At 70.9% G+C, this 24,496-nt stretch carries 24 protein-coding genes, 1 tRNA gene and 1 other RNA gene; 14 read left to right on the forward strand and 12 right to left on the reverse strand.

The genetic code is table 11. The features are described from left to right. Window positions 1-630: 630 nt before the first annotated feature. On the reverse strand, window positions 631-843 hold the full coding sequence (locus AC156L_RS33925; protein WP_330878349.1) for a hypothetical protein: 213 nt from the start codon (window positions 841-843) through the stop codon (window positions 631-633). A 415-nt stretch (window positions 844-1,258) separates the two neighbouring features. Between AC156L_RS33925 and AC156L_RS33930 the strand changes: the two genes are divergently transcribed. The 6 genes from AC156L_RS33930 (at window position 1,259) to AC156L_RS33955 (ending at window position 6,056) form a co-directional block, all read left to right on the forward strand. Beyond that, window positions 1,259-1,759 carry a PadR family transcriptional regulator gene (locus tag AC156L_RS33930; RefSeq protein ID WP_330878348.1) on the forward strand — a complete coding sequence of 167 codons (501 nt, stop codon included), beginning with the start codon at window positions 1,259-1,261 and terminating at the stop codon, window positions 1,757-1,759. A 60-nt stretch (window positions 1,760-1,819) separates the two neighbouring features. Further along, a complete protein-coding gene (gene prfB / locus AC156L_RS33935; RefSeq protein WP_330878347.1) occupies window positions 1,820-2,923 on the forward strand; it encodes a peptide chain release factor 2 in 1,104 nt (367 codons plus the stop codon). A gap of 79 nt (window positions 2,924-3,002) precedes the next feature. Continuing rightward, window positions 3,003-3,692, forward strand: coding sequence for a cell division ATP-binding protein FtsE (ftsE, locus tag AC156L_RS33940; protein ID WP_259629886.1), 690 nt, complete (start codon window positions 3,003-3,005; stop codon window positions 3,690-3,692). Window positions 3,693-3,733: 41 nt separating this feature from the next. Then, window positions 3,734-4,636, forward strand: coding sequence for a permease-like cell division protein FtsX (gene ftsX / locus AC156L_RS33945; RefSeq protein WP_330878346.1), 903 nt, complete (start codon window positions 3,734-3,736; stop codon window positions 4,634-4,636). 29 nt (window positions 4,637-4,665) lie between these two features. Then, on the forward strand, window positions 4,666-5,151 hold the full coding sequence (smpB, locus tag AC156L_RS33950; RefSeq protein WP_330878345.1) for an SsrA-binding protein SmpB: 486 nt from the start codon (window positions 4,666-4,668) through the stop codon (window positions 5,149-5,151). After that, window positions 5,148-6,056, forward strand: coding sequence for an amidohydrolase family protein (locus tag AC156L_RS33955; RefSeq protein ID WP_330878378.1), 909 nt, complete (start codon window positions 5,148-5,150; stop codon window positions 6,054-6,056). Before smpB ends, AC156L_RS33955 begins: the two co-directional genes overlap by 4 nt. Here the strand turns inward: AC156L_RS33955 and AC156L_RS33960 are convergent. Both AC156L_RS33960 and AC156L_RS33965 read right to left on the reverse strand, forming a co-directional pair. Then, window positions 6,038-6,682, reverse strand: coding sequence for a response regulator transcription factor (locus AC156L_RS33960; protein ID WP_330878344.1), 645 nt, complete (start codon window positions 6,680-6,682; stop codon window positions 6,038-6,040). The two genes, AC156L_RS33955 and AC156L_RS33960, sit on opposite strands and share 19 nt — an antisense overlap. Beyond that, complete coding sequence (locus AC156L_RS33965; RefSeq protein ID WP_330878343.1) at window positions 6,670-7,923, reverse strand: sensor histidine kinase; 1,254 nt, start codon at window positions 7,921-7,923, stop codon at window positions 6,670-6,672. Before AC156L_RS33965 ends, AC156L_RS33960 begins: the two co-directional genes overlap by 13 nt. Window positions 7,924-8,094: 171 nt before the next feature. On the opposite strand from AC156L_RS33965, the gene ssrA reads away from it, so the two are divergent. Then, window positions 8,095-8,468, forward strand: a transfer-messenger RNA (tmRNA) gene (gene ssrA, locus AC156L_RS33970). 107 nt (window positions 8,469-8,575) lie between these two features. On the opposite strand, the gene AC156L_RS33975 is transcribed toward ssrA, so the two are convergent. Genes AC156L_RS33975 through AC156L_RS33990 form a run of 4 tightly spaced genes read right to left on the reverse strand, consistent with a single transcriptional unit; the run spans window position 8,576 to window position 12,487 of the window. Next, window positions 8,576-9,826 (reverse strand): multidrug effflux MFS transporter, encoded by a 1,251-nt coding sequence (locus tag AC156L_RS33975; RefSeq protein WP_330878342.1) that lies wholly within the window; start codon window positions 9,824-9,826, stop codon window positions 8,576-8,578. 60 nt (window positions 9,827-9,886) lie between these two features. Further along, window positions 9,887-11,047, reverse strand: a complete 1,161-nt coding sequence (locus AC156L_RS33980; protein ID WP_330878341.1) for an NAD(P)/FAD-dependent oxidoreductase — start codon at window positions 11,045-11,047, stop codon at window positions 9,887-9,889. Continuing rightward, window positions 11,047-11,241, reverse strand: a complete 195-nt coding sequence (locus tag AC156L_RS33985) for a ferredoxin (RefSeq protein WP_330878340.1) — start codon at window positions 11,239-11,241, stop codon at window positions 11,047-11,049. Before AC156L_RS33985 ends, AC156L_RS33980 begins: the two co-directional genes overlap by 1 nt. A gap of 28 nt (window positions 11,242-11,269) precedes the next feature. Continuing rightward, complete coding sequence (locus tag AC156L_RS33990) at window positions 11,270-12,487, reverse strand: cytochrome P450 (protein WP_330878339.1); 1,218 nt, start codon at window positions 12,485-12,487, stop codon at window positions 11,270-11,272. 159 nt (window positions 12,488-12,646) lie between these two features. Here AC156L_RS33990 and AC156L_RS33995 point away from each other — a divergent pair, with 159 nt between their 5' ends. Then, window positions 12,647-13,246 carry a TetR/AcrR family transcriptional regulator gene (locus AC156L_RS33995; RefSeq protein WP_330878338.1) on the forward strand — a complete coding sequence of 200 codons (600 nt, stop codon included), beginning with the start codon at window positions 12,647-12,649 and terminating at the stop codon, window positions 13,244-13,246. Here AC156L_RS33995 and AC156L_RS34000 read toward each other — a convergent pair. Further along, window positions 13,237-14,247 (reverse strand): glycoside hydrolase family 113 protein, encoded by a 1,011-nt coding sequence (locus tag AC156L_RS34000; RefSeq protein ID WP_330878337.1) that lies wholly within the window; start codon window positions 14,245-14,247, stop codon window positions 13,237-13,239. The two genes, AC156L_RS33995 and AC156L_RS34000, sit on opposite strands and share 10 nt — an antisense overlap. 101 nt (window positions 14,248-14,348) lie before the next feature. Here AC156L_RS34000 and AC156L_RS34005 point away from each other — a divergent pair, with 101 nt between their 5' ends. Then, window positions 14,349-14,915: a TetR/AcrR family transcriptional regulator gene (locus tag AC156L_RS34005; RefSeq protein WP_330878336.1), complete on the forward strand. Its 567-nt coding sequence runs from the start codon at window positions 14,349-14,351 to the stop codon at window positions 14,913-14,915. On the opposite strand, the gene AC156L_RS34010 is transcribed toward AC156L_RS34005, so the two are convergent. Both AC156L_RS34010 and hrpB read right to left on the reverse strand, forming a co-directional pair. After that, on the reverse strand, window positions 14,888-15,421 hold the full coding sequence (locus AC156L_RS34010) for a DinB family protein (RefSeq protein ID WP_330878335.1): 534 nt from the start codon (window positions 15,419-15,421) through the stop codon (window positions 14,888-14,890). The two genes, AC156L_RS34005 and AC156L_RS34010, sit on opposite strands and share 28 nt — an antisense overlap. A 36-nt stretch (window positions 15,422-15,457) precedes the next feature. Beyond that, a complete protein-coding gene (gene hrpB, locus AC156L_RS34015; RefSeq protein ID WP_330878377.1) occupies window positions 15,458-17,845 on the reverse strand; it encodes an ATP-dependent helicase HrpB in 2,388 nt (795 codons plus the stop codon). A gap of 27 nt (window positions 17,846-17,872) precedes the next feature. Here hrpB and AC156L_RS34020 point away from each other — a divergent pair, with 27 nt between their 5' ends. From AC156L_RS34020 to AC156L_RS34040, 5 genes are all read left to right on the forward strand, one after another. Continuing rightward, window positions 17,873-18,973: a glycosyltransferase family 2 protein gene (locus AC156L_RS34020; RefSeq protein WP_330878334.1), complete on the forward strand. Its 1,101-nt coding sequence runs from the start codon at window positions 17,873-17,875 to the stop codon at window positions 18,971-18,973. 4 nt (window positions 18,974-18,977) lie between these two features. Beyond that, window positions 18,978-19,799 (forward strand): GNAT family N-acetyltransferase, encoded by an 822-nt coding sequence (locus AC156L_RS34025; protein ID WP_330878333.1) that lies wholly within the window; start codon window positions 18,978-18,980, stop codon window positions 19,797-19,799. A gap of 106 nt (window positions 19,800-19,905) precedes the next feature. After that, window positions 19,906-21,162: an MFS transporter gene (locus AC156L_RS34030; protein ID WP_330878332.1), complete on the forward strand. Its 1,257-nt coding sequence runs from the start codon at window positions 19,906-19,908 to the stop codon at window positions 21,160-21,162. 74 nt (window positions 21,163-21,236) lie between these two features. Continuing rightward, window positions 21,237-22,037, forward strand: a complete 801-nt coding sequence (locus AC156L_RS34035) for a DsbA family protein (RefSeq protein ID WP_330878331.1) — start codon at window positions 21,237-21,239, stop codon at window positions 22,035-22,037. Between the two features lie 165 nt (window positions 22,038-22,202). Beyond that, window positions 22,203-22,275, forward strand: a tRNA-Ala gene (locus tag AC156L_RS34040). Between the two features lie 389 nt (window positions 22,276-22,664). Here AC156L_RS34040 and AC156L_RS34045 read toward each other — a convergent pair. Both AC156L_RS34045 and AC156L_RS34050 read right to left on the reverse strand, forming a co-directional pair. Next, entirely contained in the window at window positions 22,665-23,825 is a 1,161-nt protein-coding gene (locus AC156L_RS34045; protein WP_330878330.1) for a hypothetical protein, read from the reverse strand. Next, window positions 23,822-24,184 carry a hypothetical protein gene (locus tag AC156L_RS34050; protein ID WP_330878329.1) on the reverse strand — a complete coding sequence of 121 codons (363 nt, stop codon included), beginning with the start codon at window positions 24,182-24,184 and terminating at the stop codon, window positions 23,822-23,824. Before AC156L_RS34050 ends, AC156L_RS34045 begins: the two co-directional genes overlap by 4 nt. Between the last annotated feature and the right edge of the window lie 312 nt (window positions 24,185-24,496).

The raw sequence follows: 24,496 nt of genomic DNA on the forward strand, positions 1-24,496 counted from the left end.
GCGGGTCCTCCGGGTCTGCGGGTCCAGCGGGTTCGTGTGGCTGTGGGTGTGTGGGCCCTCGGGTTGTGTGGGCCCTGTGGGGTGGTGGGGCTGTCCCCCCGGTGCGCGAGTGTCGTCATGGCCGGGCATGCCGGGTCAAGGCGGGAAAGATGCCTTGACCCGGCACGTCCGGCCATGAGGGCGCTGGGGATCGGGGGGGGGCAGGGTGGGGTGTGGGTGACAGTCGGCTTTGGCGGGTCCGCTTTGCCGTGGCCGGTTGACGTGTGCGGGTCTGGTTGGCTGTGGTCGGGCGGCTTGTGCGGGTCTGCTTTGCCGTGGCTGGTCGGCTTGTGCGGGTCCGCTCGGGCGGGGTCAATCGGCTTGTGCGGGTCTGGATGGCGGTGGTCGGGCGGCTTGGTGGGCCGTTTGGCCGCAGTGGGTTGGCCTGGTGGTTCCGCTTGGCAGGTTGTGGGCCGCTTGGGGTAGGTCCGTTGGGCTGGGTGCGGCTGTGGGTCTGGCTGGACCCCTGTGTGTCCACTTGGTGTGGTCGGGTTGTGGTTTTGAGACCGCAAAGTGCGGAAGAGGCCCGTCCCTCCTGGGGCGGGCCTCTTCCTCGTTCTCGGTTCTCGGTGCCTGCTGTCGCGATGGGTCTCAGCTCATGTTCTCGACCCAGTACTGGTTGCACGCGAGGGAGCAGATGCGGCCTTCGCCGCTGACGTTGCGGCTGCGGCGGATCTGCTTGCCGCACACCATGCACTCGTCCTTGCCCGTCTGCTCCGGGATCGTGCCGTTGGCCCACGCGCGTGCGCCGCGCACGACCTTGGCGCCTCGAGCGACCTTCCCGTCCATCCACTTGATGCCCATCTCCCGCACCTCCGACTCGGGCGAGCCCCGACCAGGCCACGCGCCAAGACTGATCGTTCCAGTCCTGGGAGGTCGCGCCAGGGGTCGCGGCGAAGTCCAGCCTGTTGTGCGAACGGTCGGGGGGCTGTCGCGGGCTGTTCGGCTGCGGCGGGTGAGATCGGGTTGGTTATTTGCTGCCGTTCGAGTGAGGAGGTCGTGCGCATGCCTAACTTCCTTGGGCGCTAAGGGGTTTTCCACGCGAGCTGGACGAGCCCGGTCAAGCGGCCGAAAGCGTGGTGTCGGCCAGGGGGTCGTCACCGTATGAAGCTTTCCGTTGCTCCGCATGGCCCAATTCCACTAGCCCGTGATCAGCCACAGTGGACAGAACGGTTGACCATTGTGGACAGCGGTCCGACATCGTGGCACCGTTGGTGTTATGTCGGACCTCAATGCGACCGCCGCCGCCCTGCTCGGGCTGCTGCACGACGGACCCAAGACCGGTGGCCAGCTCGTGGCCGAGGCCGGAGAGCGCTTCGGCGCGTTTTTCAGCGTCACCCGCAGCCAGGTCTACCGCGAGCTGCCCGCGCTTGCCGACGCGGGTCTGCTGCGGCTTGGCAAGCAGGGGCCGCGCTCCAGCCAGCAGTACGTGCTGACCGCGGCGGGCAAGAAGGCGTTCAAGAACTGGCTCCTCTCGGAGCCGGGTCCTGACCACCTCCGCAGCCCGCTCATCCTCCGCCTGGTGCACGCCGGGTCGTTGACGGCGAAGCAGCGGACGGGCCTCGTGGACACCGCGCGCGGCGTGTACGGCGCCGAGCAGGAGAGCGCCAGGACCGCCGTGAAGACGGCTGAGGACCCCTACGCGAAGGCCGTGGCCGAGTTCGGCCTCGCCCACGCGAAGGCCGTCCTGAAGCTCCTGGACGCCATTCCGACGGGCTGACGCGCCGCTTACCCGGCCACCGGTCGCTCATCGCGGCCGGTGCCGGCGTAATCTTTCGTCGTGAACCCGGACGTCGAAGCAGACATCAAGGACCTCTCCGCGACCCTCGGCAGCATCGAGGCGGTGATGGACCTCGACACGTTGCGCGCCCAGGTCGCCGATCTGGAGGAGCAGGCCGCCCTCCCCGACCTGTGGAACGACCAGGAGAAGGCGCAGAAGCTCACCAGCGAGCTGGCGCACAAGCAGGGCGAGCTCCGCCGCATCACGAACCTGCGCGGTCGCCTCGAGGACCTCGGCATCATGTACGAGCTGGCCGAGGCCGAGGACGACGCGGACAGCATCGCCGACGCCGACGCCGAGCGGGCGAAGCTGCGCGAGGAAATCGCTTCCCTGGAGGTCCGCACCCTCCTCTCCGGCGAGTACGACGAGCGCAACGCGCTCATCACCGTGCGTGCCGAGGCGGGTGGCATCGACGCGGCCGACTTCGCCGAGATGCTCCTCCGCATGTACTCCCGCTGGGCCGAACGCCACGGCTACGGCGTGGACGTGTTCGACACGTCCTACGCCGAGGAGGCGGGCATCAAGTCCGCCACGTTCCGCGTCACCGCCCCCTACGCCTACGGCACGCTGTCCGTGGAGCAGGGCACGCACCGGCTCGTGCGCATCTCGCCGTTCGACAACCAGGGCCGCCGCCAGACGTCGTTCGCGGGCGTCGAGGTCGTGCCCGTGGTCGAGCAGACCGACCACGTCGAGATCGACGAGAAGGACCTCCGCGTCGACGTGTACCGGTCGTCCGGTCCCGGTGGACAGGGCGTGAACACGACGGACTCCGCGGTGCGCCTGACGCACATCCCGACCGGGATCGTCGTGTCCTGCCAGAACGAGCGCTCGCAGCTCCAGAACAAGGCGACCGCGATGGCCGTCCTCCAGGCGAAGCTGCTCGAACGGCAGCGCCAGGAGGACAAGGACCGGATGGACGCGTTGAAGGACACCGGGTCCAGCTGGGGCAACCAGATGCGGTCGTACGTGCTGCACCCGTACCAGATGGTCAAGGACCTCCGGACCGAGCACGAGGTCGGCAACCCCGGTGCCGTGCTCGACGGCGAGATCGACGACTTCCTGGAGGCGGGCATCCGGTGGCGCAAGCAGCAGCAGTCGTCTTGATCGGTAACGGATCGTCACGCTCCGCACTTCAGCGGGCGAGACGAAGGCTTTACCGGGGCCGCGAGTAGACTCCGCCCTCGTGATTCGCCTCGAACACGTTTCCAAGGTCTACAAGACCTCCACGCGCCCCGCGCTCGACGACGTCTCGGTCGAGATGGACAAGGGCGAGTTCGTGTTCCTCATCGGACCCTCCGGGTCCGGAAAATCCACGTTCTTGCGCTTGCTGCTCCGTGAAGAGGTACCGAGCAAAGGACGCGTCTACGTGTCCAACTTCGACGTCGCGAAGATGTCCCGGCGCAGGGTCCCCCGCCTGCGCCAGTCCATCGGCTGCGTCTTCCAGGACTTCCGACTGCTCGCCCAGAAGACCGTCGCGGAGAACGTCGCGTTCGCGCTGGAGGTCATCGGCAAGCCCAAGAACACCATCGTCAAGGTGGTGCCCGAGGTGCTCCAGCTCGTCGGCCTGGAGGGCAAGGCGGACCGGCTGCCGCACGAGTTGTCCGGTGGTGAGCAGCAGCGCGTGGCCATCGCGCGCGCGTTCGTGAACCGCCCGCTCGTGCTCATCGCCGACGAGCCGACCGGAAACCTGGACCCCGACACCAGCCAGGACATCATGCTGCTGCTGGAGCGGATCAACCGCACCGGCACGACCGTCGTGATGGCCACCCACGACCACGGAATCGTCGACTCCATGCGGAGGCGCGTTGTCGAGCTCGACAACGGTCGCGTCGTCCGCGACGACGCGCGGGGCGTCTACGGCGTAGGCCGCTAGCCCCGCACACCCTTCCCCGACCCCAAGGAACGCCACCCCCGATGCGTACCAGCTTCGTGTTCAGCGAGGTCGTCACCGGCCTGCGCCGGAACGTCACGATGACCATCGCGATGATCCTCACGACCGCTATCTCGCTCGGCCTGCTCGGTGGTGGTTTGCTCGTCGTCCGCATGGTCGACAAGATGCAGGCCAACTACCAGGGCAAGCTCGAAGTAGCGGTCCTGCTCACCAACGACGTCAGCGCGAACGACCAGGACTGCTCCAGCCAGCCGTGCTCGGGTCTGCGCCAGTCGCTGGAGACGACGTCCGGCGTCGAGACGGTCGTCTTCGAGAACCGCGAGAAGGGCTTCGAGCGGTTCAAGCGGATCTTCGAGGCCCAGCCGGAGCTGGTGAAGCTGGCCCGTCCGGAAGCCATCCCGGCCACGTTCCGGGTGAAGCTGGAGGACCCGGAACGCGCGGACGTGATCGTGCGGGAGTTCTCCGGCAAGGCGGGCGTGAAGAGCGTCGACGACCAGGGCAAGTTCCTGGACCGGCTGTTCAACGTGCTCAACGGCGTGCGCGACGGCGCGCTCTTCCTGGCGCTGCTGCAAGCCCTCGCCGCCCTGCTGCTGATCTCGAACACGATCCAGGTCTCCGCGTACACGCGGCGCACGGAGGTCGGCATCATGCGCCTGGTGGGCGCGACGCGGTGGTACACGCAGTTGCCGTTCCTCATCGAGGCGGTGGTCGCGGGCATCATCGGCGCCGTCGTCTCGGTCGTGGGCCTCGTCCTGTTCAAGGCGTTCATCCTGGACAGGGTGCTCGGCGACCTGTTCACGTCCGGCATCCTGCCGACGCTGGGGCAGCTCGACGTGCTGATCATCGCGCCGATCCTGTTCGGCGTCTCGGTGCTGATCTCGGCCTTGACCGGCTACGTCACCCTGCGGCTGTACGTCCGGCTTTAACCGCTGGCCCGGTCACGTAGAGTCGCACCATGGTCAAGGAACGCGGCAGGAAGGTGATCGCGTCGAACCGCAAGGCTCGGCACGACTACACCATCCTCGACGTCTTCGAAGCGGGTGTCGTGCTCGTCGGCACCGAGGTGAAGAGCCTCAGGCTCGGGCGGGCGTCCCTTGTGGACGCCTTCGCCCAGGTCGACGACGGCGAGATCTGGTTGCACGCGCTGCACATCCCCGAGTACGTGGCGGGGACGTGGACCAACCACGAGGTGCGGCGCAGGCGGAAGCTGCTGCTGCACAAGAGCGAGATCGAGCGGCTGATCGGCAAGACCAAGGAGAGCGGTCTGAGCCTGATCCCCCTGTCGATGTACTTCAGCGACGGGTACGTCAAGGTCGAGCTGGCGCTGGCGAAGGGCAAGAAGTCCTACGACAAGCGCCAGGACATCGCCAAGCGCGACGCCGACCGCGACATCCAGAAGGCCTACGGCCGGGCGCTGAAGGGCCGCGGGGGCCGGTACTGAACGGGCCCGAGAACGACGAGGAAGTCCCAGGCTGGGTCACCGGCCTGGGACTTCCCGGTCTCGTGGACGTGCACGTGCACTTCATGCCCGAACGGGTGCTCGCGAAGGTGTGGGCGTTCTTCGACCGCGCCGCCGCGCACTACGGCACGTCGTGGCCCATCCACTACCGGCTGCCGGAACCGGAACGCCTCGACCGCCTGCGGGCGCTCGGCGTGATCGGGTTCGCGCCCCTCGTCTACCCGCACAAGCCCGGCATGGGGGAGTGGCTCACCGAGTGGGCCGTCGACTTCGGGCAGCGCACGCCGGGAGCCGTGCCGACCGCGACCGTGTTCCCCGAACCGGGCGTGGAGGTCTACCTCGCCAAGGCGCTCGCCGCGGGCGCCCGGTGCGTCAAGGCGCACGTGCAGGTCGGCGCGTACGACCCCACCGACCCCCTCCTGGACGCCGCGTGGGGGCTGCTGGCCGAGGCGGGCGTGCCCGCCGTCGTGCACTGCGGCCACGGGCCGCTGCCCGGCGCGCACACCGGGCTGGACCGCTACGAGGCCGTGCTGCGCAGGCACCCGCGGCTCACGGCCGTGATCGCGCACGCGGGGATGCCCGAGTACGGCGCGGCGCTCGACCTCGTGGCGAAGTACCCGAACGTGCACCTGGACACCACGATGGTGGGGGTGCCGTTCACCGAGCGGAGCCAGCCCCTGCCCGTGGACTGGGTGGCGCGGATCGCGGACGTGCCGGACCGGATCGTGCTCGGCACGGACTTCCCGAACATCCCGTACTCCTACGCGGAGCAGCTGAGGGCCGTCGCGGGCTGGGCGTCCTCCGACGACCGCCTCGGGACGCCGTTCCTGCGCGCGGTGCTGCACGACAACCCCGCGCGCCTGCTGGGCTACCCGATGTCGAGGTAGGCGAGCACGGCCCGGACGCGGCGGTGCTCGGACGTGCTGGGCTCCAGGCCGAGCTTCGCGAAGATGTTGCCCACGTGCTTCTCCACGGCCCCGTCGGACACCACGAGCGAGGCCGCGATGGCCGCGTTCGACAGGCCCTCCGCCATCAGGCCGAGCACCTCGCGCTCCCGCGCGGTCAGCGAGTCGACCGGGTTGCGCTTGCTGCGCGCCATGAGCTGGGTGATGACCTCGTGGTCGATGCTCGTGCCGCCGTCGGCGACCCGCCGCACCGCCGCCACGAACTCGGAGACGTCGGCCACCCGCTCCTTGAGCAGGTAACCGACGCCGCTCGCCCCGCCGGCCAGCAGTTCGACCGCGTAGCGCTCCTCCACGTACTGCGAGAGCACCAGGACCGGCAGGTCCGGGATGCGCTTGCGGGCCTCGATCGCCGCCCGCAGCCCCTCGTCGGTGAACGTCGGGGGCATCCGCACGTCCACCAGTGCCAGGTCCGGCCGGTGTTCCTCGATGGCCGCGAGCAGCGCCACCCCGTCCTCGACGGCGGCGACCGTCTCGATGCCCTCGTCGGCCAGCAGGCGCTGGACCCCCACCCGCAGGAGGACCGAGTCCTCCGCGATCACCACGCGCACGGCAGCTCCGTCCGGATCACGGTCGGCCCTCCGACGGGGCTGACCACCACGACCACGCCGTCAATGGTCGCAGCACGGTCCGCGAGCCCCGCGAGCCCACCACCCGGACGCACCTCGGCACCGCCCTTGCCGTTGTCGGTGACCTCCACGACCACCGAGTGGTCGGTCCGCGTCACCCGCACCTGCGCACGGGTCGCACCCGCGTGCTTGGCGATGTTCGTCAGCGTCTCGGCCACGGTGAAGTAGGCGGCGCTCTCCACGGCCGTCGGCGGCCGCGGCTCCACCTCGACGCTCAGGTCGACCGGGATCGGGCACTTGGAGATCAGCGACGACAGCGCCGGGTCGAGCCCCCGGTCGCCCAGCACCGACGGGTAGATGCCGCGGGCCAGGTCGCGCAGCTCGGAGATGGCGAGCTTCGCGTCGGTGTGCGCCTCGGCGATCAGCTCGCGGGCGCCGTCCGGGTCGGACTCCATCTTCGTCTTCGCGCGGCCCAGCGTCATCGCGACCGAGACCAGCCGCTGCTGCGCGCCGTCGTGCAGGTCGCGCTCGATGCGCCGCCGCTCGGCCTCGGCCGAGTCGACGCCGCGCGCCCGGCTGGCCGCCAGCCGCTTCGTCTCGGCGGACAGCACGGCGGTGCGGGACGGGCCGAGGATCGACGACGCCAGCAGGCCGTGCATGCGGCCCAGACCGCGGATCAGCGGCACCGTGAGCAGACCGAGCAGCAGCCCGAGGACCGTGACGGGGAGCGCGTTGGTGAAGGAGTTGACCTCCCACTCGCCGCCCATCGGCAGGTCCACGACGAAGTACGCGGGCAGGGTGCCGAAGTAGAGGGGGTACGCGACCATGCACAGCACGACGGGCCAGAACACGACCACCGAGACGAACTCGACGATGCTCACCGGGAACATCAGCATCCAGTAGCCGAAGTCGCGCCAGCTCGCCGGATCGGTGATGGTCCGCTTCATCCACGGCAGCAGGCCGGTCTCCTCCGACGCGGGCCGGTACGGGCTGGGGATGTCGATCTCCAGCATGGTCCGCGTCCACGTGCGCTCCAACGACGCCGCGCCGCGCGCGACCGCCAGCGTCACCGCCAGCAGCGGAACACCGATCCAGACGACGGACAGACCGATGCTGGTGGCGAACAGCGACACGAGCAGCACGAACCACAGCGTGCTGAGGAAGAAGTTCATCAACAAGAACGCGCTGGTCTTGGCGATCTTCGAAGGTGCTCGCGTCGTCATGTCCCCGCCTAGGTCCGCTCGGTGTACCGGACCAGCATCACCGGAACGCGTGCCTCGAACCATCAGGGAGACCAGCGTGCCGGGGGTGGGGCCAGCCCTACCAACCCTATTGGGATGAGACGGCGGGCTCGGAGCGTTATGCTGTACGAGGTAGACACGGCAACGCCCGACGGGGGTGAACGGTTTCGACTTTGTTCGTTGATTCAGGGGAAGCGTGCCGGTGCAGGCGAGAGACCACCGCAAGCGTCATCGCAAACCTATAAGCGCCAAGTCTAACGACCAGCGCGCGTTCGCCCTCGCCGCCTGAGGCTAGGGAAAACGCTGTCGGCCCGGAAGCGCCTCCGTTCCGGATCCCGGCATCAGCCAGGAGGCTCACCTCCAGTTCCGGGCACGGGAACTGGTTGGGAATCCCACAGTGTCTGGGCCCGTCAGACCGAACTCGTCAACGTGATCGGTCGGGTCGAGTAGAGACGTAGTTGACTGCGCACGGAGAAGCCCTGATGAGCCGGCAGAGGACCCGGGTTCGATTCCCGGCACCTCCATCCGTACGAGAGCCATGCCCGCGGAGAGCGCGGGCATGGCTCTTTTCGGTTGTCACACCGGGGCTCCCGCCCCCCGCACCCCCGGCGGCTGCCGGTCGGGTGAGATGCGGTTAGTGCGCCGCGGCTGTCGGCAGTGGTTCCCCGGAGGTTTCCGGTTCTGCTGTGATGCCCTTGTCGCCCCTGGTCAGGAGGGCGAAGGCGAGGGCTGCCGCGATGGTGAGGCCCGCCATGACAGCCGCCATCGGGATGACGCTCTCCGTGCCCGCCGCGCCCACCACCGGTGCGATGAGGCCGCCCGCGAGGAATTGCAGGACGCCGAGCAGGGCCGAGGCGCTGCCTGCCGCTTCCGGGTGGCGGTTCATGGCGAGGCTGGCGGCGTTGGGGAGCAGGACGCCCACGCTGGTGGTCAGCAGGAAGAGCGCTGGTAGGAAGGTGAGCAGGCCGCCGCCCAGCACACCCGCTGCCACCAGGCCCGCACCTCCCGCGGTGGCCATGCCCAGGCCCGCTGTGAGGAGCGTCCTGGGCATGAGCCTGCCCGTCAGCCAGGTGTTGAGCAGGCCTGCCAGGAGGATGCCCAGGGAGTTGACGCCGAAGACGAGGCTGAACTGTTGAGGGGTCAGGCCGAAGACCCCCTGCAACACGAACGAGGCGCCGGACACGTAGGCGAAGAGGCTGCCCAGCGCGAAGGACGCCGCCAGGGCGTAGCCGACGAAGTAGCGGTCCCCGAGGAGCGTGGCGAAGGTCCTGAGGGTGCCCTTGAGGTTGGCCGGTACTCGTTTTTCGGGCTTGTGGGTCTCGGGCAGGGCGAAGGCCAGGACGGCCAGCAGGACCGCGCCGATGACGGCCAGCACCAGGAAGGTGCCGCGCCAGCTCGTCAGCCTGAGGACCTGGCCGCCGAGCACCGGGGCGATGACCGGGCCCAGGCCGTTGACCAGCATGAGCAGGCTCATGAACTTGGCCATCGCGAGGCCGGAGAAGAGGTCCCTCGCCACGGCGGTGGCCACGACGAAGCCCGCTGCCACGCCCAGGGCTTGGATGAAGCGCAGGCCCGCCAGCGCCAGGGCGGTGGGGGCGATGGCGCAGAGCAGCGAGAACGTGATGTAGGTGACCAGGCCGATGAGCAGCGGTTTCCTGCGGCCGATGGCGTCGGAGACGGGGCCCGCGAGCAATTGGCCCAGGGCCAGGCCGATGATGAACGTGGTGAGGCTGAGTTGGATCTGCGGGGCCGCCGCTCCCAGTTCGGAGGCCATGCTGGGGAACGCTGGTAGGTACATGTCGATCGACATGGGGCCCAGGGTGCAGAGGGCCCCCAGTAGGCCCACTAGCTTCAACCTGGTCGGGCCTGCCTCGGTGGGCGTCATCTTCTCCCCGGCGAAAGTGTGCGGTGGCGTCACCGGGGGCAACGCCACCGCTGCGGGTTTTTAGTCCTGGGTGAGCAGGGCGCGGGCCCCGCGCAGCTCCCGCGGCATGTTCCAGCCGAGGACACCCACCAGGTCACCGTCGTGGTGGTAGTGGGCGACGAACTTGCGGTGGGCCGGATCGCCCTGGGCCACGGTCATCGTCGAGCCGGGTGGGAAGATCCCGTACGCCTGGATCCTGGCGTCGTACTGGTCGGTCCAGAAGTACGGGATCGGCGTGAACGGCTTCGGGTCGCCGAGGATGTTCCTGGCCACCGCCATCGCCTGCTCGGTGGCGTTCATCCGGTGCTCCACGCGCATCAGCGCGCCGAAGCGCTCGTTGTGCCAGCGGGCCACGTCGCCCGCGGCGTGGACGTTCGGCACGGCCTGGCAGGTGGAGTCGCAGAGGACCCCGTCGTCCAGGGGGATGCCGCTCGTCGTGAGCCAGTCGGTCGCGGGTGCGGAGCCGATGGCGACCAGGACCACGTCGGCGTCGACGGTGGTGCCGTCGGCCAACGCCACGCCGGAGACCCGCCCGTCCCCCAGCAGCGCGCTCACGCCCACGCCGGTCCGCACCTCGACGCCGTTCTCCCGGTGCAGGTCGCCGACCCAGCCGCCCAGCTCGTCGCCGAACTGGCGGGACAGGGGCACCGGCGCCAGGTCGACCAGGGTCACGTCGAGGCCGAGGGTGCGTGCCGCCGACGCCGCTTCCGAGCCGAGGAACCCCGCCCCCACCACGGCCACGGACGTGGCCCTGGCCAGCGCCGCCCGCAGCGCCAGGGTGTCGTCCAACGTGCGCAGGACGTGCACGCCCGCCAGGTCGTGACCCTGCCGCAGCCGGAGCGGACGGACCCCGGTGGCGATGACCAGGCGGTCGTAGGGGACGTGGTCGCCGGAGGCCAGCGCGACCGACCGCTTGTCCAGGTCGACGCCGGTGGCCGTCGCGCCCAGCCGCAGACCGACGTCCAGGCGCTGGTAGGTGGCGTCGTCGCGGAACGCGGTGCGCTCCGGTTCCCACGTCCCCAGGAGCACCTGCTTGGACAGCGGCGGCCGGTCGTACGGGAGGTGCAGCTCGTCGCCGATCAGGGTGATCAGGCCGTCGAAGCCCTCGCGCCGCAGGCTCTCGGCCGTGGTCAGCCCCGCCGCCGAGGCCCCCACCACGACGACGCGTCCGATGTCGGGCATCACTCGGCCAGGTGGATGACGAGCGCGGGGCAGAGCACCGCCGCCTCACGCGTCGCGTCGTGCAGGTGGGGAGCCGGGGTCTCGTCCAGCAGCACCACGATCCCGTCCTCGTCGCGCTGGTCGAAGACGTCGGGGGCGGCGAGCACGCACTGGCCCGCGCCGACGCAGCCGTCCTCGTCGATGGTCACGCGCATGGGGTGTTCTCCTTGAGGTGGGGCCCGGTCACCAGGTGACGGGGAGCGAGCGGACGCCGTAGACGAGGGTGTTGTCCTTGAACCGCAGGTCCTCGAACGGGATGTCCAGGCGCAGGGTGGGGATGCGGGTGAACAGGGTGCTGAACACCTGCTGGAGCTCGACCCGCGCGAGCTGCTGGCCGAGGCACTGGTGGGCGCCGTAGCCGAACGCGAGGTGCGTGGACGCCTTGCGGTGGACGTCGAGCTGGTCGGCGTTCGGGAAGGCGGAGGTGTCGCGGTTGCCGGACGCCAGCGACGCCACCAGCCACTCGCCCGCGCGCAGCGTCTCGTCGCCGAGCGGGATGTCCTCGGTGATGGCCCGGAACAGGCCGAACTGCACGACGGACAGGTAGCGCAGCATCTCCTCGACGGCCGAGGGCACCAGGTCGGGGTTCGCGCGCAGCTCGTCGAGCTGGTCGGGGTTGCGCAGCAGGGCGACGGTGCTCAACGCGATCATGTTCGCGGTCGTCTCGTGCCCCGCGACCAGCAGCGACAGGCCGAGGACGACGAGCTCCTCGACGGAGAGGGGCTGGCCGGAGTCCTGGGCCCGCGCGATGAGCCGCGAGATCAGGTCGTCGGTCGGGTTCCGCATCTTGTCGACGACGAGCTGCGCGACGAAGCCCTGGATCTCGGCGTTGGCCTGGATCGCGACGTCCGGGTCGACGTCGACCGAGGTCAGGATGCCGCTCTGCTGCTGGAACCGGTCGCGCTGCTCGTAGGGCACGCCCAGCAGCTCGCAGATCACCAGCGACGGGATCGGCAGCGCGAAGTCGCGCACCAGGTCGACCGGCTCGGTGCTCGCGAGCATCGCGTCGATGTGGTCGTCGATCAGCTTCTGGATGTACGGGCGCAGGGCCTGGATGCGCTTGACGGTGAACTCGGCCGTCAGCAGCCTGCGCAGGCGGGCGTGCGCCTCGCCGTCGCTCTGGATGATCGAGCCGGGGTTGATCGGGGTGTCGAAGTCGGCCTGCGGGTTGGCGTGGCCCATGACGGGCACGGCGGAGCTGAGGCCGGGGCTGTTGAGCACCGTGCGGACGTCGTCGTAGCCGGTCACGAGCCAGGCGTCGATGCCCGCCGGGCAGGAGACGCGCGCGATCGGCTCCTTCTCGCGGAACTCCAGGTAGCCCACGGCGGGGTCGAACGGGCACTCCTTCGACCGTTCCGTCGGGAACGATCCGGTGCTCGGTTTGCTCAGTGCCTCGGTCATGGCGTACCCCTCGTGGTGGTGAATTTTGTGGCAGTAACTGCCACAAGTACCACACTGCCAGTGATGGAGAGGTAACGGCAAGTGGCTGACGTCACGTGCCGGGAAGTCGCTGGTGGCGGTGCTAGCCTGCCTTTCGGGAGTCCGGCCGAGGAGGTGGACGTGGGGATCCGAGAGCTGAAGATGGCCCGGACACGTCGGCTGATCTCGGACAAGGCGTTCGAGCTGTTCACCTGCAACGGCTACCAGCGGACCACGATCGAGCAGATCGCCGCCGCCGCCGAGGTGGGCCCGCGCACCCTCTACCGCTACTTCCCGACGAAGGAGACGCTCGTCGTCGAGTTCGTCCGGACGAGCCTCTTCGACGCGCTGGAGGACCTGCGCTCCCAGCCGCCTGCGCCGCTGCCGGTGGCGCTGAACTCGGTCATCGGCAAGGTCCTCGACGTGATGGCGACCGACCCGGCGCGCGTGCTCGCCGTCTACGAGATCTCCGGGCCGAACGGGTCGGTGCGCGCGCAGCTGGGGGACGTCCTGTGGATGTGGCGCGACGCGCTGGCGGGCGAGGTCGCCCAGCGGCTCGACGACCCCTCCGACCACGTCACCGCCCAGCTCACCGCGGCGTTCGCCATCAACATCATCGAGGTCGTGGTGCGGTCCTGGGTGAACAGCGGCGGCACGGCGGACATGCGCACCCTCGCGGACGAGACGATGGCGCTGCTGCGCGACGGGAAGATCCCCGTGCCGACGCCCGGTCAGGCGTAGCGCTCGGCCAGCGCGGCGAACGCCGCCTTCGGCTCCCACCGCAGGCCGGGGTAGGTCTCGCCGAACCCGTCCTCCAGCACCCTCACCACGCCGTAGCTCGCCACGTCGAAGTTCGTCGCGGGGTCCTCGCCGTGCGGGAGGTTGTAGGTGACGAACGTGCACACGAACGCGATGTCGATGCCCGTGCTCTCCAGCACGTCCAGCACCTCCCGCAGGTAGGTCGCCTGTTCCTGCTCGTCGTGGACGAACTCGCCCCGGAGCGCCACCGGCCGGGGCCCGTCCCAGTCGACCACGAACGTGCCGCGCGCGCCGAGGTCCGCCGCGCCGCGGTGGGTCGTGCAGCCGAACTCGGTGATCGCCGCGGGCTTGTCCTGCGCGCCGAACGCCCGCATCTCGGCCTCGTACCCCTCGGCCACCTCCTTCGACCGGTAGCCGGCGTCGGTGGCGATGATGTCGAACCGGTCCCAGTCGACCTGCTCGAAACCCAGTGAGGCGTAGGTGATCCGACCGCCGAACCGCTCGCGCACGACCTCGACGGCCCGGCCGAGGAAGTCGTCGAGCAGGGCGGGGAGGGCGGCGAGCGCGGGACCGAGTTCCGGGGGCCGTCCGGTGATCAGCGCGAGCCGCTCGTCGAGCGTGTCGCCGGGCAGGAAGCCGATCGTGAACAGGGTCAGTTCGGACCCGGTGACCAGGACGACCTCGGCGCCGCCCAGGCGGATCCGCTCGGCGCGCTCCGCGGTGTCGGCGAGCAGGTCCAGGAGTTCGTCGGTCGTCAGGTCGTTGGTGAACGGCGAGATCCACACCTCGAGGCCGACCGCGGCGGCGTGGACGGCGGCGACCTCCAGCCGGTCGACGTGGCCGCCGGTGATCCGCACGGCGTCGCAGTGCAGGTCCTCCCGGATGATCCGCATCTCGCGCCGCACGACGTCCGGGTCGAACGGTTCGTGCGTGCTCGACCCCCCGCTGCGGAAGCCGGTGTCGTAGGTGATGCCGTGTCGCATGACTCCTCCTTTAGGGAACGTGCCGTACCTTGTAGGAGAAGCTAGGTGGTGAGCGATACGATGCGCAAGGTACTCTTCGTACCCAATTCAGGAGGTGGCCGATGGTCGGGGCGCGACGGCGCGGGGCCGCGCTGGAGGAGGCGATCCTCCAGGCCGCGGTGGACGAGCTGACCGAGTCCGGCTACCCCGGACTGACCATGGACCGGGTCGCGAAGCGCGCTGGCACCAACAAGAACGCCGTCTACCGGCGCTGGCCGAACCGGGCCGCGCTCGGCATCGCCGCCTACCACCGGCTGACGGCCACCACCGTCGAGGTGCCCGACACCGGCGACCTGCGCACCGACGTCCTGGAGCTGCTGCGGATGGCGAACCGCACGTGGTCCTCGCCGTACGGGGAGATCCTGCGCGGCCTGCTGGCCGACCCGGACCTGCTGGCGCAGCTGGGGGAGCGGGCCGCCGACGGCGGGTCCGCGATGTGGCTGACCGTCCTCGGTCGCGCCGTGGCCAGGGGCGAGGTGCGACCCGAGGCGCTGCACCCGCGCGTGGCCACGGTCGCGGTGGCGTTGCTGCGCAACGAGTTCGTGACCCGCGGCGTGCCGAACGCGCCCGACGAGGTGCTCGTCGAGATCGTGGACGAGGTCTACCTGCCGCTGGTCCGGTCCCGGTAGAGGTCGCGCAGGGTCGCGACCTCGGCGCCGTGGTGGATGACCTCGCGGTTGACGTGCAGCACGAGCGCGGCGAACGGGTGGGCGTGGTACGGGCCCTCCGCGGGACCGCACGGCCGCGCGAGGCCCTCGTCGTCCAGCGCCGAAACCCCCTCGTGCCACAGGGAGTACGACTCCCGCAGGTAGTCCAGCCCGGCCTGCGCGGTGCCCGGCCAGCGCACCTCGGCGAGGTCGAACCCGTCACCGAAGTGGTTGGCGGCCCGCGCTCCCAGCACGACCGAGGCGATGTGCGAGATCCGCCAGGCGATCGTCGTGAACGGCGGCACGGGCGGTTCGGCGGCCCAGTCGATCGTGAACCCGCCGTCGCCGTCCGGTCGCACGCTCCAGCACCCGTCGACCGGCTCCCAGAGGTACTCCTCGTCGGTGAGCCCCTCCAGGCGCGGCAGCAGGTGCCGGTTCCAGTGGAAGTCGAGTTGCTCGGTCAGCTCGTGCGTCCAGTTCAGGTCCATGTCCACGACCGTAGGACGCATCGCGGACAACCCCTGTCACCGACGGGCGGGCGGCGCGGTCATCGGGTCCTCCGGCCAGCGGTGCTTGGGGTACCGGCCGCGCAACTCCGACCTGACCCGCGCGTACCCGGTCCGCCAGAACGACGCGAGGTCACCGGTCACGGCCGTGGCGCGGCCCGCGGGGGTCAGCAGGTGCAGCACCACCGGCACGCGCCCGTCCGCGATGCGGGGCGTGTCGACCCAGCCGAACACCTCCTGCACCTTCACCGGCAGCGCGGGGTCGTCACCGCTGTAGTCGACCCGGATCCTGGACCCCGACGGCACTTCCAGGCGGTCCGGCGCCAGCTCGTCGAGCCGCCCGGCGGCAGGCCACGGCAGCAGCTGGCGGACCACCTTCTCCGCGTCGACCTTCGCCAGGTCCGCACGCCTGCGGGCACCGCCGAGCCAGCCGTCGACGCCCGCCAGCAGCGCCTCGTCGGTCATCTCCGGCCACGGGTCGCCGAGCACCCGGTGCAGGAACCCCACCCGTTCCCGCAGCCTCGTGGCGTCGGCGTGCCAGCGCAGCAGCCCCAGCCCCTCGGACCGCAGCCCGGCCACCAGCGCCGCCCGCACCGCGGCCGGGTCCGGATCGCGCAACGGCTTGCTGGACAGCACGATCGCGCCGAGCCTGCGGACCCGGTTCGCGACCACGTCCCCGTCCCAGCGCACGTCGTCCACAGTGGACACCAGTGCCGGAGCGGCCCGCACGGCCAGGCTCTCGTCCACCCGCGCCGCCAGCCGGATGCGGCCGTGGCTGCGACCGGGTTCGCGGTCGGCGACCGCCACGGCCAGCCACTCGGCGTCCCCGAGCCCGCTGCCGTGCGGCAGCTCGGCCGCCGTGCCGCCCGCCATCAGGTACACCCCGCCCCCGCCGGACCGCCTGCGCGCCAACCGCTCCGGGTGCGCCAGCGCCACCACCAGCGCCGGGTCGTCGTGCCCCGTCCCGCCGACCAGCTCCGCCAGCCGACGAGCCTCGCGCGACCACCGCCTGGAGCGGTCGGTGTGGCCGGACCGCAGGTCCCGCAACGCGGTCGACAGCTCCGCGCTGTCGGTGAGCGCGTCGTCGTCCAGCAGCGCCACGACCTCCGCCGCCGCCCGCGCGCCCACCTCCGCCGCGCCGTCCAGCAGCGCGCGGGCCAGCCGGGGGTGCAGGCCGAGACCGGACATCCGCCGCCCGCGGTCGGTGGCGTGCCCGTCGGCGTCGAGCGCGCCCAACGCCCGCAGCACCGAACGCCCGACCTCCAGCGCACCCGTCGGCGGGGCGTCCCACCAGCTCAGCGCCGTCCCGTCGGGCGTGCCCCAGCAGGCCAGTTCGAGCGCGAGCCTGGTCAGGTCGGCGGTCTTGACCTCGGGTTCCGGGTAGCGGGGGAGCGTGCTGTGCTCGTGCTCCGGCCAGCAGCGGTACACGTGACCGGGCGCCTCTCGGCCCGCCCTGCCCGCGCGCTGGTCGGCCACGGCCATCGACACGCGCACGGTGGCCAGGCCGGACAGCCCGCGCCGGTGGTCGACGCGCGGCACGCGGGCCAGGCCGGAGTCGACGACCGCCCGCACACCGGGCACGGTGAGGCTCGACTCGGCGATGGCCGTCGACAGCACGATCCGACGGCGCGCCCCCGGCTTCAGCGCGGCGTCCTGCGTGCCCGCCGACAGCCGCCCGTGCAGGGTGAGCACGTCCACGTCCGGCAGCGACAGCAGCGCGGCGGTGCGGCGGATCTCGGCCGCACCGGGGAGGAACACGAGCACGTCGCCGTCCACTTCGGACAGTGCCCGTCTGGTCGCGCGGGCCACGCACGCCTCGATCCGCTCCGTGCGGGCGGGTGCCACGTGGTCCGTCGTGGTCGGGTAGGTCCGGGCCTCGGCGCGCAGCACGGGCGCGTCGCCGAGCAGTTCGGCGAGCCGGTCCGCCGCGACGGTCGCCGACGTCGCCAGCAGCCGCAGGTCCGGCCGCAGCCCGGCACGCGCGTCGAGCAGCAGCGCCAGCAGCAGGTCCGCGTCCAGGTGCCGCTCGTGGCACTCGTCCAGCAGCACCGTGCCCACGCCCGCGAGTTCCGGGTCGGACTGGAGCCTGCGCACCAGCAACCCCGAGGTCACGACCTCGATCCGGGTCGCGGCCGACACCTTGCGGTCACCGCGCACCGAGTAGCCGACCGTCCGCCCCACCGGCTCGCCCAGCAGCGACGCCATCCGCGCCGCGGCGGCACGGGCCGCGATCCGCCGCGGCTCCGCCACGACCACGCGCCCGGCGTGCGCCTCGGCCAGCGCCAGCGGCACCAGCGTGGTCTTGCCGGTGCCCGGCGGCGCGACCAGCACCGCGCACCCGTGCTCGGCGAGCGCGCCGACGACGTCGCCGAGCACGGCCCGGACTGGCAGGTTCGGCAGCTCCACGGTGAGCCAGTGTGCCAACCTGGCTCCATGGGGAAGCGGGGAGTGCTCGGAGCGGGGCTGGTGGCCGCCGCGGCGGTGGTGCGGGCGGCGAACACGGTGGCGGTCTGGCGCGGGGTGCCGCGGCTGCCGGACGTGGGGGACCCGGTGTCGGGGGTGACCGCGGTCGTGGCCGCGCGCGACGAGGAGGCCACGCTGGACGCGTGCCTCACGGCGTTGCGCGGGCAGGTCGGCCGGGTCGTGGTGGTGGACGACGCGTCGACCGACGGGACCGCCGACGTCGCACGGCGCCACGGCGTCGCGCTGGTGTCGAGCGACGGACCACCGCCGGGCTGGGCGGGCAAGGTCCACGCGATGCACCTCGGCGCGCTCGAAGCCGACGGCGAGTGGCTGCTGTTCGTGGACGCCGACGTGGTCGTCGCCCCCGGCTTCGTCGGGCACCTGCTCGCCGCCGCCAGGGTCCACCAGGCCGCCCTGGTGTCCTCGGCGGGCCGCTCCACGAGGTCGGGGCCCGGCTACTGGCTGCTGCTGCCGCCGACCAACCAGCTCCTGTTCGAGAGCACGTCGCCGTCCGGCCGACCGGGGCGCAGGGCGCTCGGCGTCGGGCACTGCATGCTGGTGTCGCGCGAGGCCTACGACCACGCGGGCGGCTGGTCGGCCATCGCCGCCACGCGCGCCGACGACGTCGGCCTCGCCACGCTCGTGCGGGACTCCGGCGCGCGCACGCAGTACGTGGACGCGGGCGCCGAGCTGACCACGTCCGGGCACGACACGGTCGCGAAGTCGTGGAGGTCGCTGCGCAAGAGCACGTTCGCCGGGATCAACGAGCTGGTGGACGGCCCGGCCGCCGTGTGCGCGGTGCTCGCGGCCAGCGGTGTGGCGCACATCGCCTACGGCCTCGCGCCGGTGGCCGCCGTAGCAGGCCGGTCCAGGGCGGTCCGGGCGCTGGGCGTGCTCGGCTGGCTCGGCCAGGCCGTCGCCCACCTGGCGTACGTGCGGCGCGTCGGCCAGCCCCGGGCGACCGCGCTGCTCGCGCCCGCGGCACCGGTCGCGCTGGGACTGGTGATGCTCGACAGCGCCGCGCGGGCGTGGCGCGGCGTGACGTGGAAGGGCCGCGACGTGTCAGGCTGACCGGGTGGTTGACCCGCTGCACGACCCCGACGACCCCGACCTGCTCGACCCCTACCGCGCTCGTGAACTGGCCGGACTCGTGGAGGCGGCCAGGATCGCCTCCGGCGCGGTCCGGTACGGCAAGGTCGGGAAGGTCGGGTGCGCGACCGTCGTGGTCAACCGCGACAACCCGTTCCCGTCGGGCAACTTCGCGTGCGCCCTGTACGGGTCGTCGGCGGAGGTCGCGGGCACGCTGATGCGGCTGGAGCAGACGTTCGCCGACATCGGCCGCGCCGAGGCCGTGGTGTACGCCTCACCGACGACCGTGGCCGAGATCGAGGGCATCGCGGACGACGCGGGCTGGTACGCCGTCGAGGAGTCGATGGCCGTCGTGCACCGCGGCCGGGCCGACACCTCGCCCCGCGTCCGGCCCGCGCGGGACACGGACCTGGAGCACGTCGGCGCGCTCGTGGCCGACGAGCTGGGGCTGCGGATGAGCGGTCAGCGGCGGCTGGTGCGGCACCTCGGGCAGCGGTGGGACGACCCGCGCTGCGTGCAGCTCGTGGTCGACGACGGCGAGCGGCTCGTCGGGTTCGCGGGCGGGTTCGCCGAACGCGGAGTGGGGCTCGTGGAGCAGGTCGTGGTGCTGCCCGCCCGGCGTCGGCGCGGACTCGGGAGCGATCTGGTGTCGAGCACCGTGGCCGCCCTGCGGTCGGCGGGGGCGCTGCTCGTGGCCGCTCACGTGGACGAGGGCGGAGCCGGTGAGCGGTTCGCCGAGACGTGTGGATTCTCCGGCGGATACCCCGTTACGGCGTACGCCCGCCGGGTGGACGAGCTGCTGGATTGAGATTCCAGCCCGCGAGGCTATATCTTTAGCACAGCTAAACGATGCTGGGAGGCCGCGCGTGCAGGGGATCGCCGTAGTCAGACCACGACTTCCCAACGAGGTGTGGGTGCTCGTGGTGGCGAGCTTCATCATCGCCATCGGCTTCGGGATCGTCGCCCCGGTGCTGCCCATGTACGCGTCGAGCTTCAACGTCGGCACCTTCGCCGTCTCGGCCGTCGTCAGCGCGTTCGCCCTGGTCAGGCTGCTGTTCGCGCCGGTGAGCGGGCGCCTGGTGTCCCGCTTCGGCGAGACGCGGACCTACATCTGGGGCATCGTCATCGTCGCCCTGGCGACCGGGGCGTGCGGGTTCGCGACCCACTTCTGGCAGCTCATCGTGTTCCGCTCGATCGCGGGCGTCGGCTCCACGATGTTCACCGTCGCGGCCGTCGGCCTGCTCATCCGGCTGACCCCGGCGCCGCTGCGGGGCCGCGCCTCCGGCCTGTGGGCCACCGGCTTCCTGCTCGGCAACATCGCGGGCCCGATCGTCGGCGCAGGCCTCGTCGGCTTCTCCATCCGGACCCCGTTCGTCGCCTACGCCGCGGCCCTGTTCATCGCCGCCCTGTTCGTCTGGCTGTTCCTGCGCCGCTCCACGCTCGCCGCGCTCGACCAGAACAGGTCGCAGCCGACGATGACCGTCCGCGACGCCGTCGGCTACGCCTCCTACCGCGCCTCGCTCGCCTCCGGCTTCGCCAACGGCTGGGCCGTGTTCGGCCTGCGCATCTCCCTGGTGCCGCTGTTCGTCGTCGAAGCGCTGCACGGCAGCCCCGCCGTGGCAGGCATCTCCCTGTCCGTGTTCGCCGCGGGCAACGCCGCCGTCCTCATGCTGTCCGGCAGGCTCTCCGACAGCATCGGCCGCAAACCGATGGCCATCGCGGGCCTCGCCGTCTCGGCCGTCGGCACGGTCGGCATGGGCTTCAGCGGCACCGTGACCCTGTTCATGGTCGCCTCGCTCGTCGCGGGCGTCGGCGCGGGCCTGCTCAACCCGCCGCAGAACGCCGTGGTCGCCGACGTCATCGGGTCGAACGCCAAGGGCGGCCCCGTGCTGGCCGCGTTCCAGATGGTCACCGACCTCGGCGCCATCATCGGCCCGCTGCTCGCGGGCGTCCTGGCCGACCGCTTCTCCTACCAGGTCGCCTTCACCGTGACCGGCGTCATCATGGTCATCGCCCTGGCCTTCTGGTTCGTCGCCGAGGAAACCCTCCCCGAGGCCGACGACCCGCACGTCGGCGAGGCCGTGGCGGGCGAGTGCGGTGTGGTGGGCGAAGCCCCCGAACTGCCCACCGGCGAACGCGTCGGGGGCCGCCCGCGCCAGCCCGACGCGTGACCGCTCAGGTTCCGCTCAGCCTCCGCGGCTAGCCTGCCGGGGGAACAGGGCGGACTGGGAAGGACGCGAACGACGTGGGTGGCGCGGAGCGGAACGCTCGCAAGAAGAAGCAGCAGCAGATGGCGGCCAAGTCGGTGGCCGCCGCACGCGGGTCGTCCGGCTCCGGCGACCGCAACAAGATCCTCATCGGCGTGGTCGTCGTGGCGGTCCTCGCCGCGGGCGTCATCGGCGCCGTGCTGCTCAACAAACCGTCCGAACCCCAGGCCCTCACCCCGGCCCCGAACCTGAAACCCCTCTCCGTGCCCGTCCAGCGCCAGGCCGACGCCACCGTGCTCGTCGGCAAGGACACCGCGAAGGTCACCGTCGACGTGTACGAGGACTTCCTCTGCCCCGTCTGCGGCACGTTCGAGGAGAAGTACGGCGACCAGCTCAGGCAGCACGTGGAGGCCGGGGACCTCAGGGTCCGCTACCACCTGCTCCCGCTCCTGGTCCGCTACTCCGACCCCGAGGGCTACTCGAGCGACAGCGCCAACGCCGCCGTCTGCGCCGCCGACGCGGGCAAGTTCCCCGAGTACCACGACTCCCTCTACGCCAGCCAGCCGGAGGAGAACGGCCCCGGCTACACCATCGCCCAGCTCGTGCAGCTGGGAACCGACCTGGGCATCACCGGCGACACCTTCAAGTCCTGTGTGGAGAGTGGCACCCACCGCCAGGCCCTGGAAGCCGACCTCGACAAGGCCGACAACACCCCCCACCTCCAGGCCGAGCGCAGCGACGGCAGCAAGGGCTTCCAAGGCACCCCCTCGGTCGCCGTCGGCGACAAGCTCGTCAGCATCGACAACGAGAACTGGATCTCCGACCTCCTCAGGGGCTGAGATCGACCACCGCCGACCGGCCCTGCTGTCCAGCGGGCCGGTCGACGGGTCGTCTATCAGGGCGAATGCGGTGGGGGGACCCCCGATTTTTATTCGGTGGGGACGGTGTTGTACGGTATGGGCACACGAGAACGACGGGTGACCGGCCGGGAAACGTGGAAGCACGGGGCTGTGGCGCAGCTGGTAGCGCATCACACTGGCAGTGTGAGGGTCAGGGGTTCGAGTCCCCTCAGCTCCACAACGATATATGGAATACAAATCACCCGCTGACCTGGGATTATCTGGTTAGCGGGTGATCTTGTTTGTGTGTCCACTGTGGACTGCGGCTCCGAAACTGGAGCAAATCTGGAGCACAGCCCGGAATGACCCGAAACAGGGTCAACCGCATTGCTCCAGAACAGTTCGCCCTGTCGGGTCAGCTTCCGCACGACCTGCTCGGGGGTGTGCCGTTTCCTGGTGCTCATCGTGATCGAGCCTTTTCGCCCACGAACCGGACTGTCAGGCTCCCACTGGTCCTGGACCGACCCAATGGGGTCACGTCAGGTGCGCGTAGCGACGTTTGGTCCGCGGGCTGTGTGCCAGGCAGCCCTGTGCGAGGACATCACCAGACCGGTGGCGGGTCGGTGGTCACAGGTTCACGCGCGCCAGGCGGGCGATGAGGCTGGGCTTGTTCTTGTGCGCCTGTCGGAGGGCCGAGTGGCGTCGAGCGAACTCGTCCGGGCGGTCTTCGCGGTCGGCCAGGGCTTGCAGGTCGACGAGGAGTGCGACGGCGGCGTCGTAGTCGGCGGGTTTGCGGGTGGCGATCAGGGCGTCGATGCGTGTCCAGGCGGCTTGCTCGTCGTGCGCCAGCTCGTTCAGCCGCCGCTCGCGGGCGCGAGTCCTATCGCGCTCACGACGGGTTTTCTCCTTGGTGTGCTTGGCCTCTTCCTGTCGCTGTCGTTCGGCTCGCCCGCGTGCCGTCTCACCCAGGAGTTCGCCCACCGTGCGCCTCGGCGGTGCGGCGGCGGGTGGGGTGGTCCGGTCGCGGAACCGGCGCAGCAGTTCCGTCCGCACGGTCGCGGCCTGGTCTTGGACGACTCGCAGCAGCAGGCGGTCCTTCTCGGTACCGGGCAGCGCTCTCACCCAGGCAGCGAGTGGGTCCGGGTCGTCGGCGGTCTCGGTGAGCGGAGGGCTCGCGTTCGCCGCGACCGTGAGCAGGTCGTCGTCGAGGCGGAGGAAATCGGCCAGGGCGCGCTGCGCCGCGGTGAGCGTGCGCAATCCGGCGGGCACGGGTGGTTCCGGCTCGTCGTCCTCGTCGCGGTCGAACGCTTCCTCGTCGCGTTCCCAGGTGCCGTACCCGGCCAGCCACGCCAGGTACAGCGCGCGGTGGTCACCGGCGGCGAGTTCGCCTCGGACGCCGACGATGGCGGACAGCGCTCCCTGCGGCTCGTAGTCCCAGTCGCCGGTCTCGTCGTGGTTGTGCAGGTCGAGGACGAGGTGCGTGCTCGTCGTCCAAGCACCGACCTGCTCGTCGACGAGGTAGGGCTCGACCGCGTCCAGGTCGAGCAGACCGCGCGGCAGGCGCAACAGGAGGCGTCGGGTCCCCCAGTCGGCGAGGTAGAGGTGCGCGTCGTAATGGCGTTCCACCAACCGGACGGGGTCGCCCCGGAAGTCGCCCCACTCGTACTCGTTGACGAAGCTGGTGGCGGTGATCCGCGCGCGGGTGGACAGGGCGCGGACCTCGGCCTGAGCCTTCGCGTCGAGCGGCCGGTCCAGAGCGACGAACTCGTAGTACTGGTACTCGCTCAACGCCCGCTCCGCTTCCCGGTCTCGGTGAGCGGCGTCGCACGGAAGCCCGAACCCTCTCCCAGGTGGATGAACAGGTGCCCGGTGAGCGTGCCGTCCTCGGCGACGACAGCCCAGCCGCGCCCACAGGCCTGGTCCATCTCGTCGTTGCCCTCCCAGGTGAACTCGACGAAGGGCCGGCCGTCGCGCTCGCTCCAGCGGCAGTCCATCCGCCCGTTGACGGCGATGAACCCGAACTCACCGGTCCCGTCCCGCGTGAATTCGATGAACCCCGGCTCGACGAGGTCGATGGCGGCCTCGTCCCACTGGTTCATCTCCACGATCCGCCACCGACCGGTCGTACGCCCCGCGAGCTTCGCCACTCGTCCACTCCTCGGGCCTGAGTCGCTCTCGAAGGCCGAATTGTCGAGGGTGCAGGGTAGCGCCAGGCCGGTGGACGGTGACCGAACAGTTGCGACAGCGAGGTGAACAGGGCCTCCGGGCGGCGGTTTCTCTGTGTGCGCTGCTCAGGATGCTTGTCGAATAGTGCTGGCGGTGTTCCGGAATCATTCACGCTGTCGGGTCGGCTGTCGAACGGGTCGTCGATCAGCGTTCCGGTATGGCGTGGCCGAGCTTGAGCAGGGCCTTGTGGAACTTCAACTCCTGGTCCGGGCGGACGGCGAGGTGGCGGTCGC

The sequence above is a fragment of the Umezawaea sp. genome, from assembly GCF_057122925.1.

What these genes read in the sequence shown, in the direction of transcription:
- AC156L_RS33925 (WP_330878349.1), bottom strand. Translation starts at nt 843, where the DNA reads ATGGGCATCAAGTGGATGGACGGGAAGGTCGCTCGAGGCGCCAAGGTC.
- AC156L_RS33930 (WP_330878348.1), top strand. Translation starts at nt 1,259, where the DNA reads ATGTCGGACCTCAATGCGACCGCCGCCGCCCTGCTCGGGCTGCTGCAC.
- ftsX (WP_330878346.1), top strand. Translation starts at nt 3,734, where the DNA reads ATGCGTACCAGCTTCGTGTTCAGCGAGGTCGTCACCGGCCTGCGCCGG.
- smpB (WP_330878345.1), top strand. Translation starts at nt 4,666, where the DNA reads ATGGTCAAGGAACGCGGCAGGAAGGTGATCGCGTCGAACCGCAAGGCT.
- AC156L_RS33965 (WP_330878343.1), bottom strand. Translation starts at nt 7,923, where the DNA reads ATGACGACGCGAGCACCTTCGAAGATCGCCAAGACCAGCGCGTTCTTG.
- AC156L_RS33975 (WP_330878342.1), bottom strand. Translation starts at nt 9,826, where the DNA reads ATGACGCCCACCGAGGCAGGCCCGACCAGGTTGAAGCTAGTGGGCCTA.
- AC156L_RS33980 (WP_330878341.1), bottom strand. Translation starts at nt 11,047, where the DNA reads ATGCCCGACATCGGACGCGTCGTCGTGGTGGGGGCCTCGGCGGCGGGG.
- AC156L_RS33985 (WP_330878340.1), bottom strand. Translation starts at nt 11,241, where the DNA reads ATGCGCGTGACCATCGACGAGGACGGCTGCGTCGGCGCGGGCCAGTGC.
- AC156L_RS33990 (WP_330878339.1), bottom strand. Translation starts at nt 12,487, where the DNA reads ATGACCGAGGCACTGAGCAAACCGAGCACCGGATCGTTCCCGACGGAA.
- AC156L_RS34000 (WP_330878337.1), bottom strand. Translation starts at nt 14,247, where the DNA reads ATGCGACACGGCATCACCTACGACACCGGCTTCCGCAGCGGGGGGTCG.
- AC156L_RS34005 (WP_330878336.1), top strand. Translation starts at nt 14,349, where the DNA reads ATGGTCGGGGCGCGACGGCGCGGGGCCGCGCTGGAGGAGGCGATCCTC.
- AC156L_RS34010 (WP_330878335.1), bottom strand. Translation starts at nt 15,421, where the DNA reads ATGGACCTGAACTGGACGCACGAGCTGACCGAGCAACTCGACTTCCAC.
- AC156L_RS34020 (WP_330878334.1), top strand. Translation starts at nt 17,873, where the DNA reads ATGGGGAAGCGGGGAGTGCTCGGAGCGGGGCTGGTGGCCGCCGCGGCG.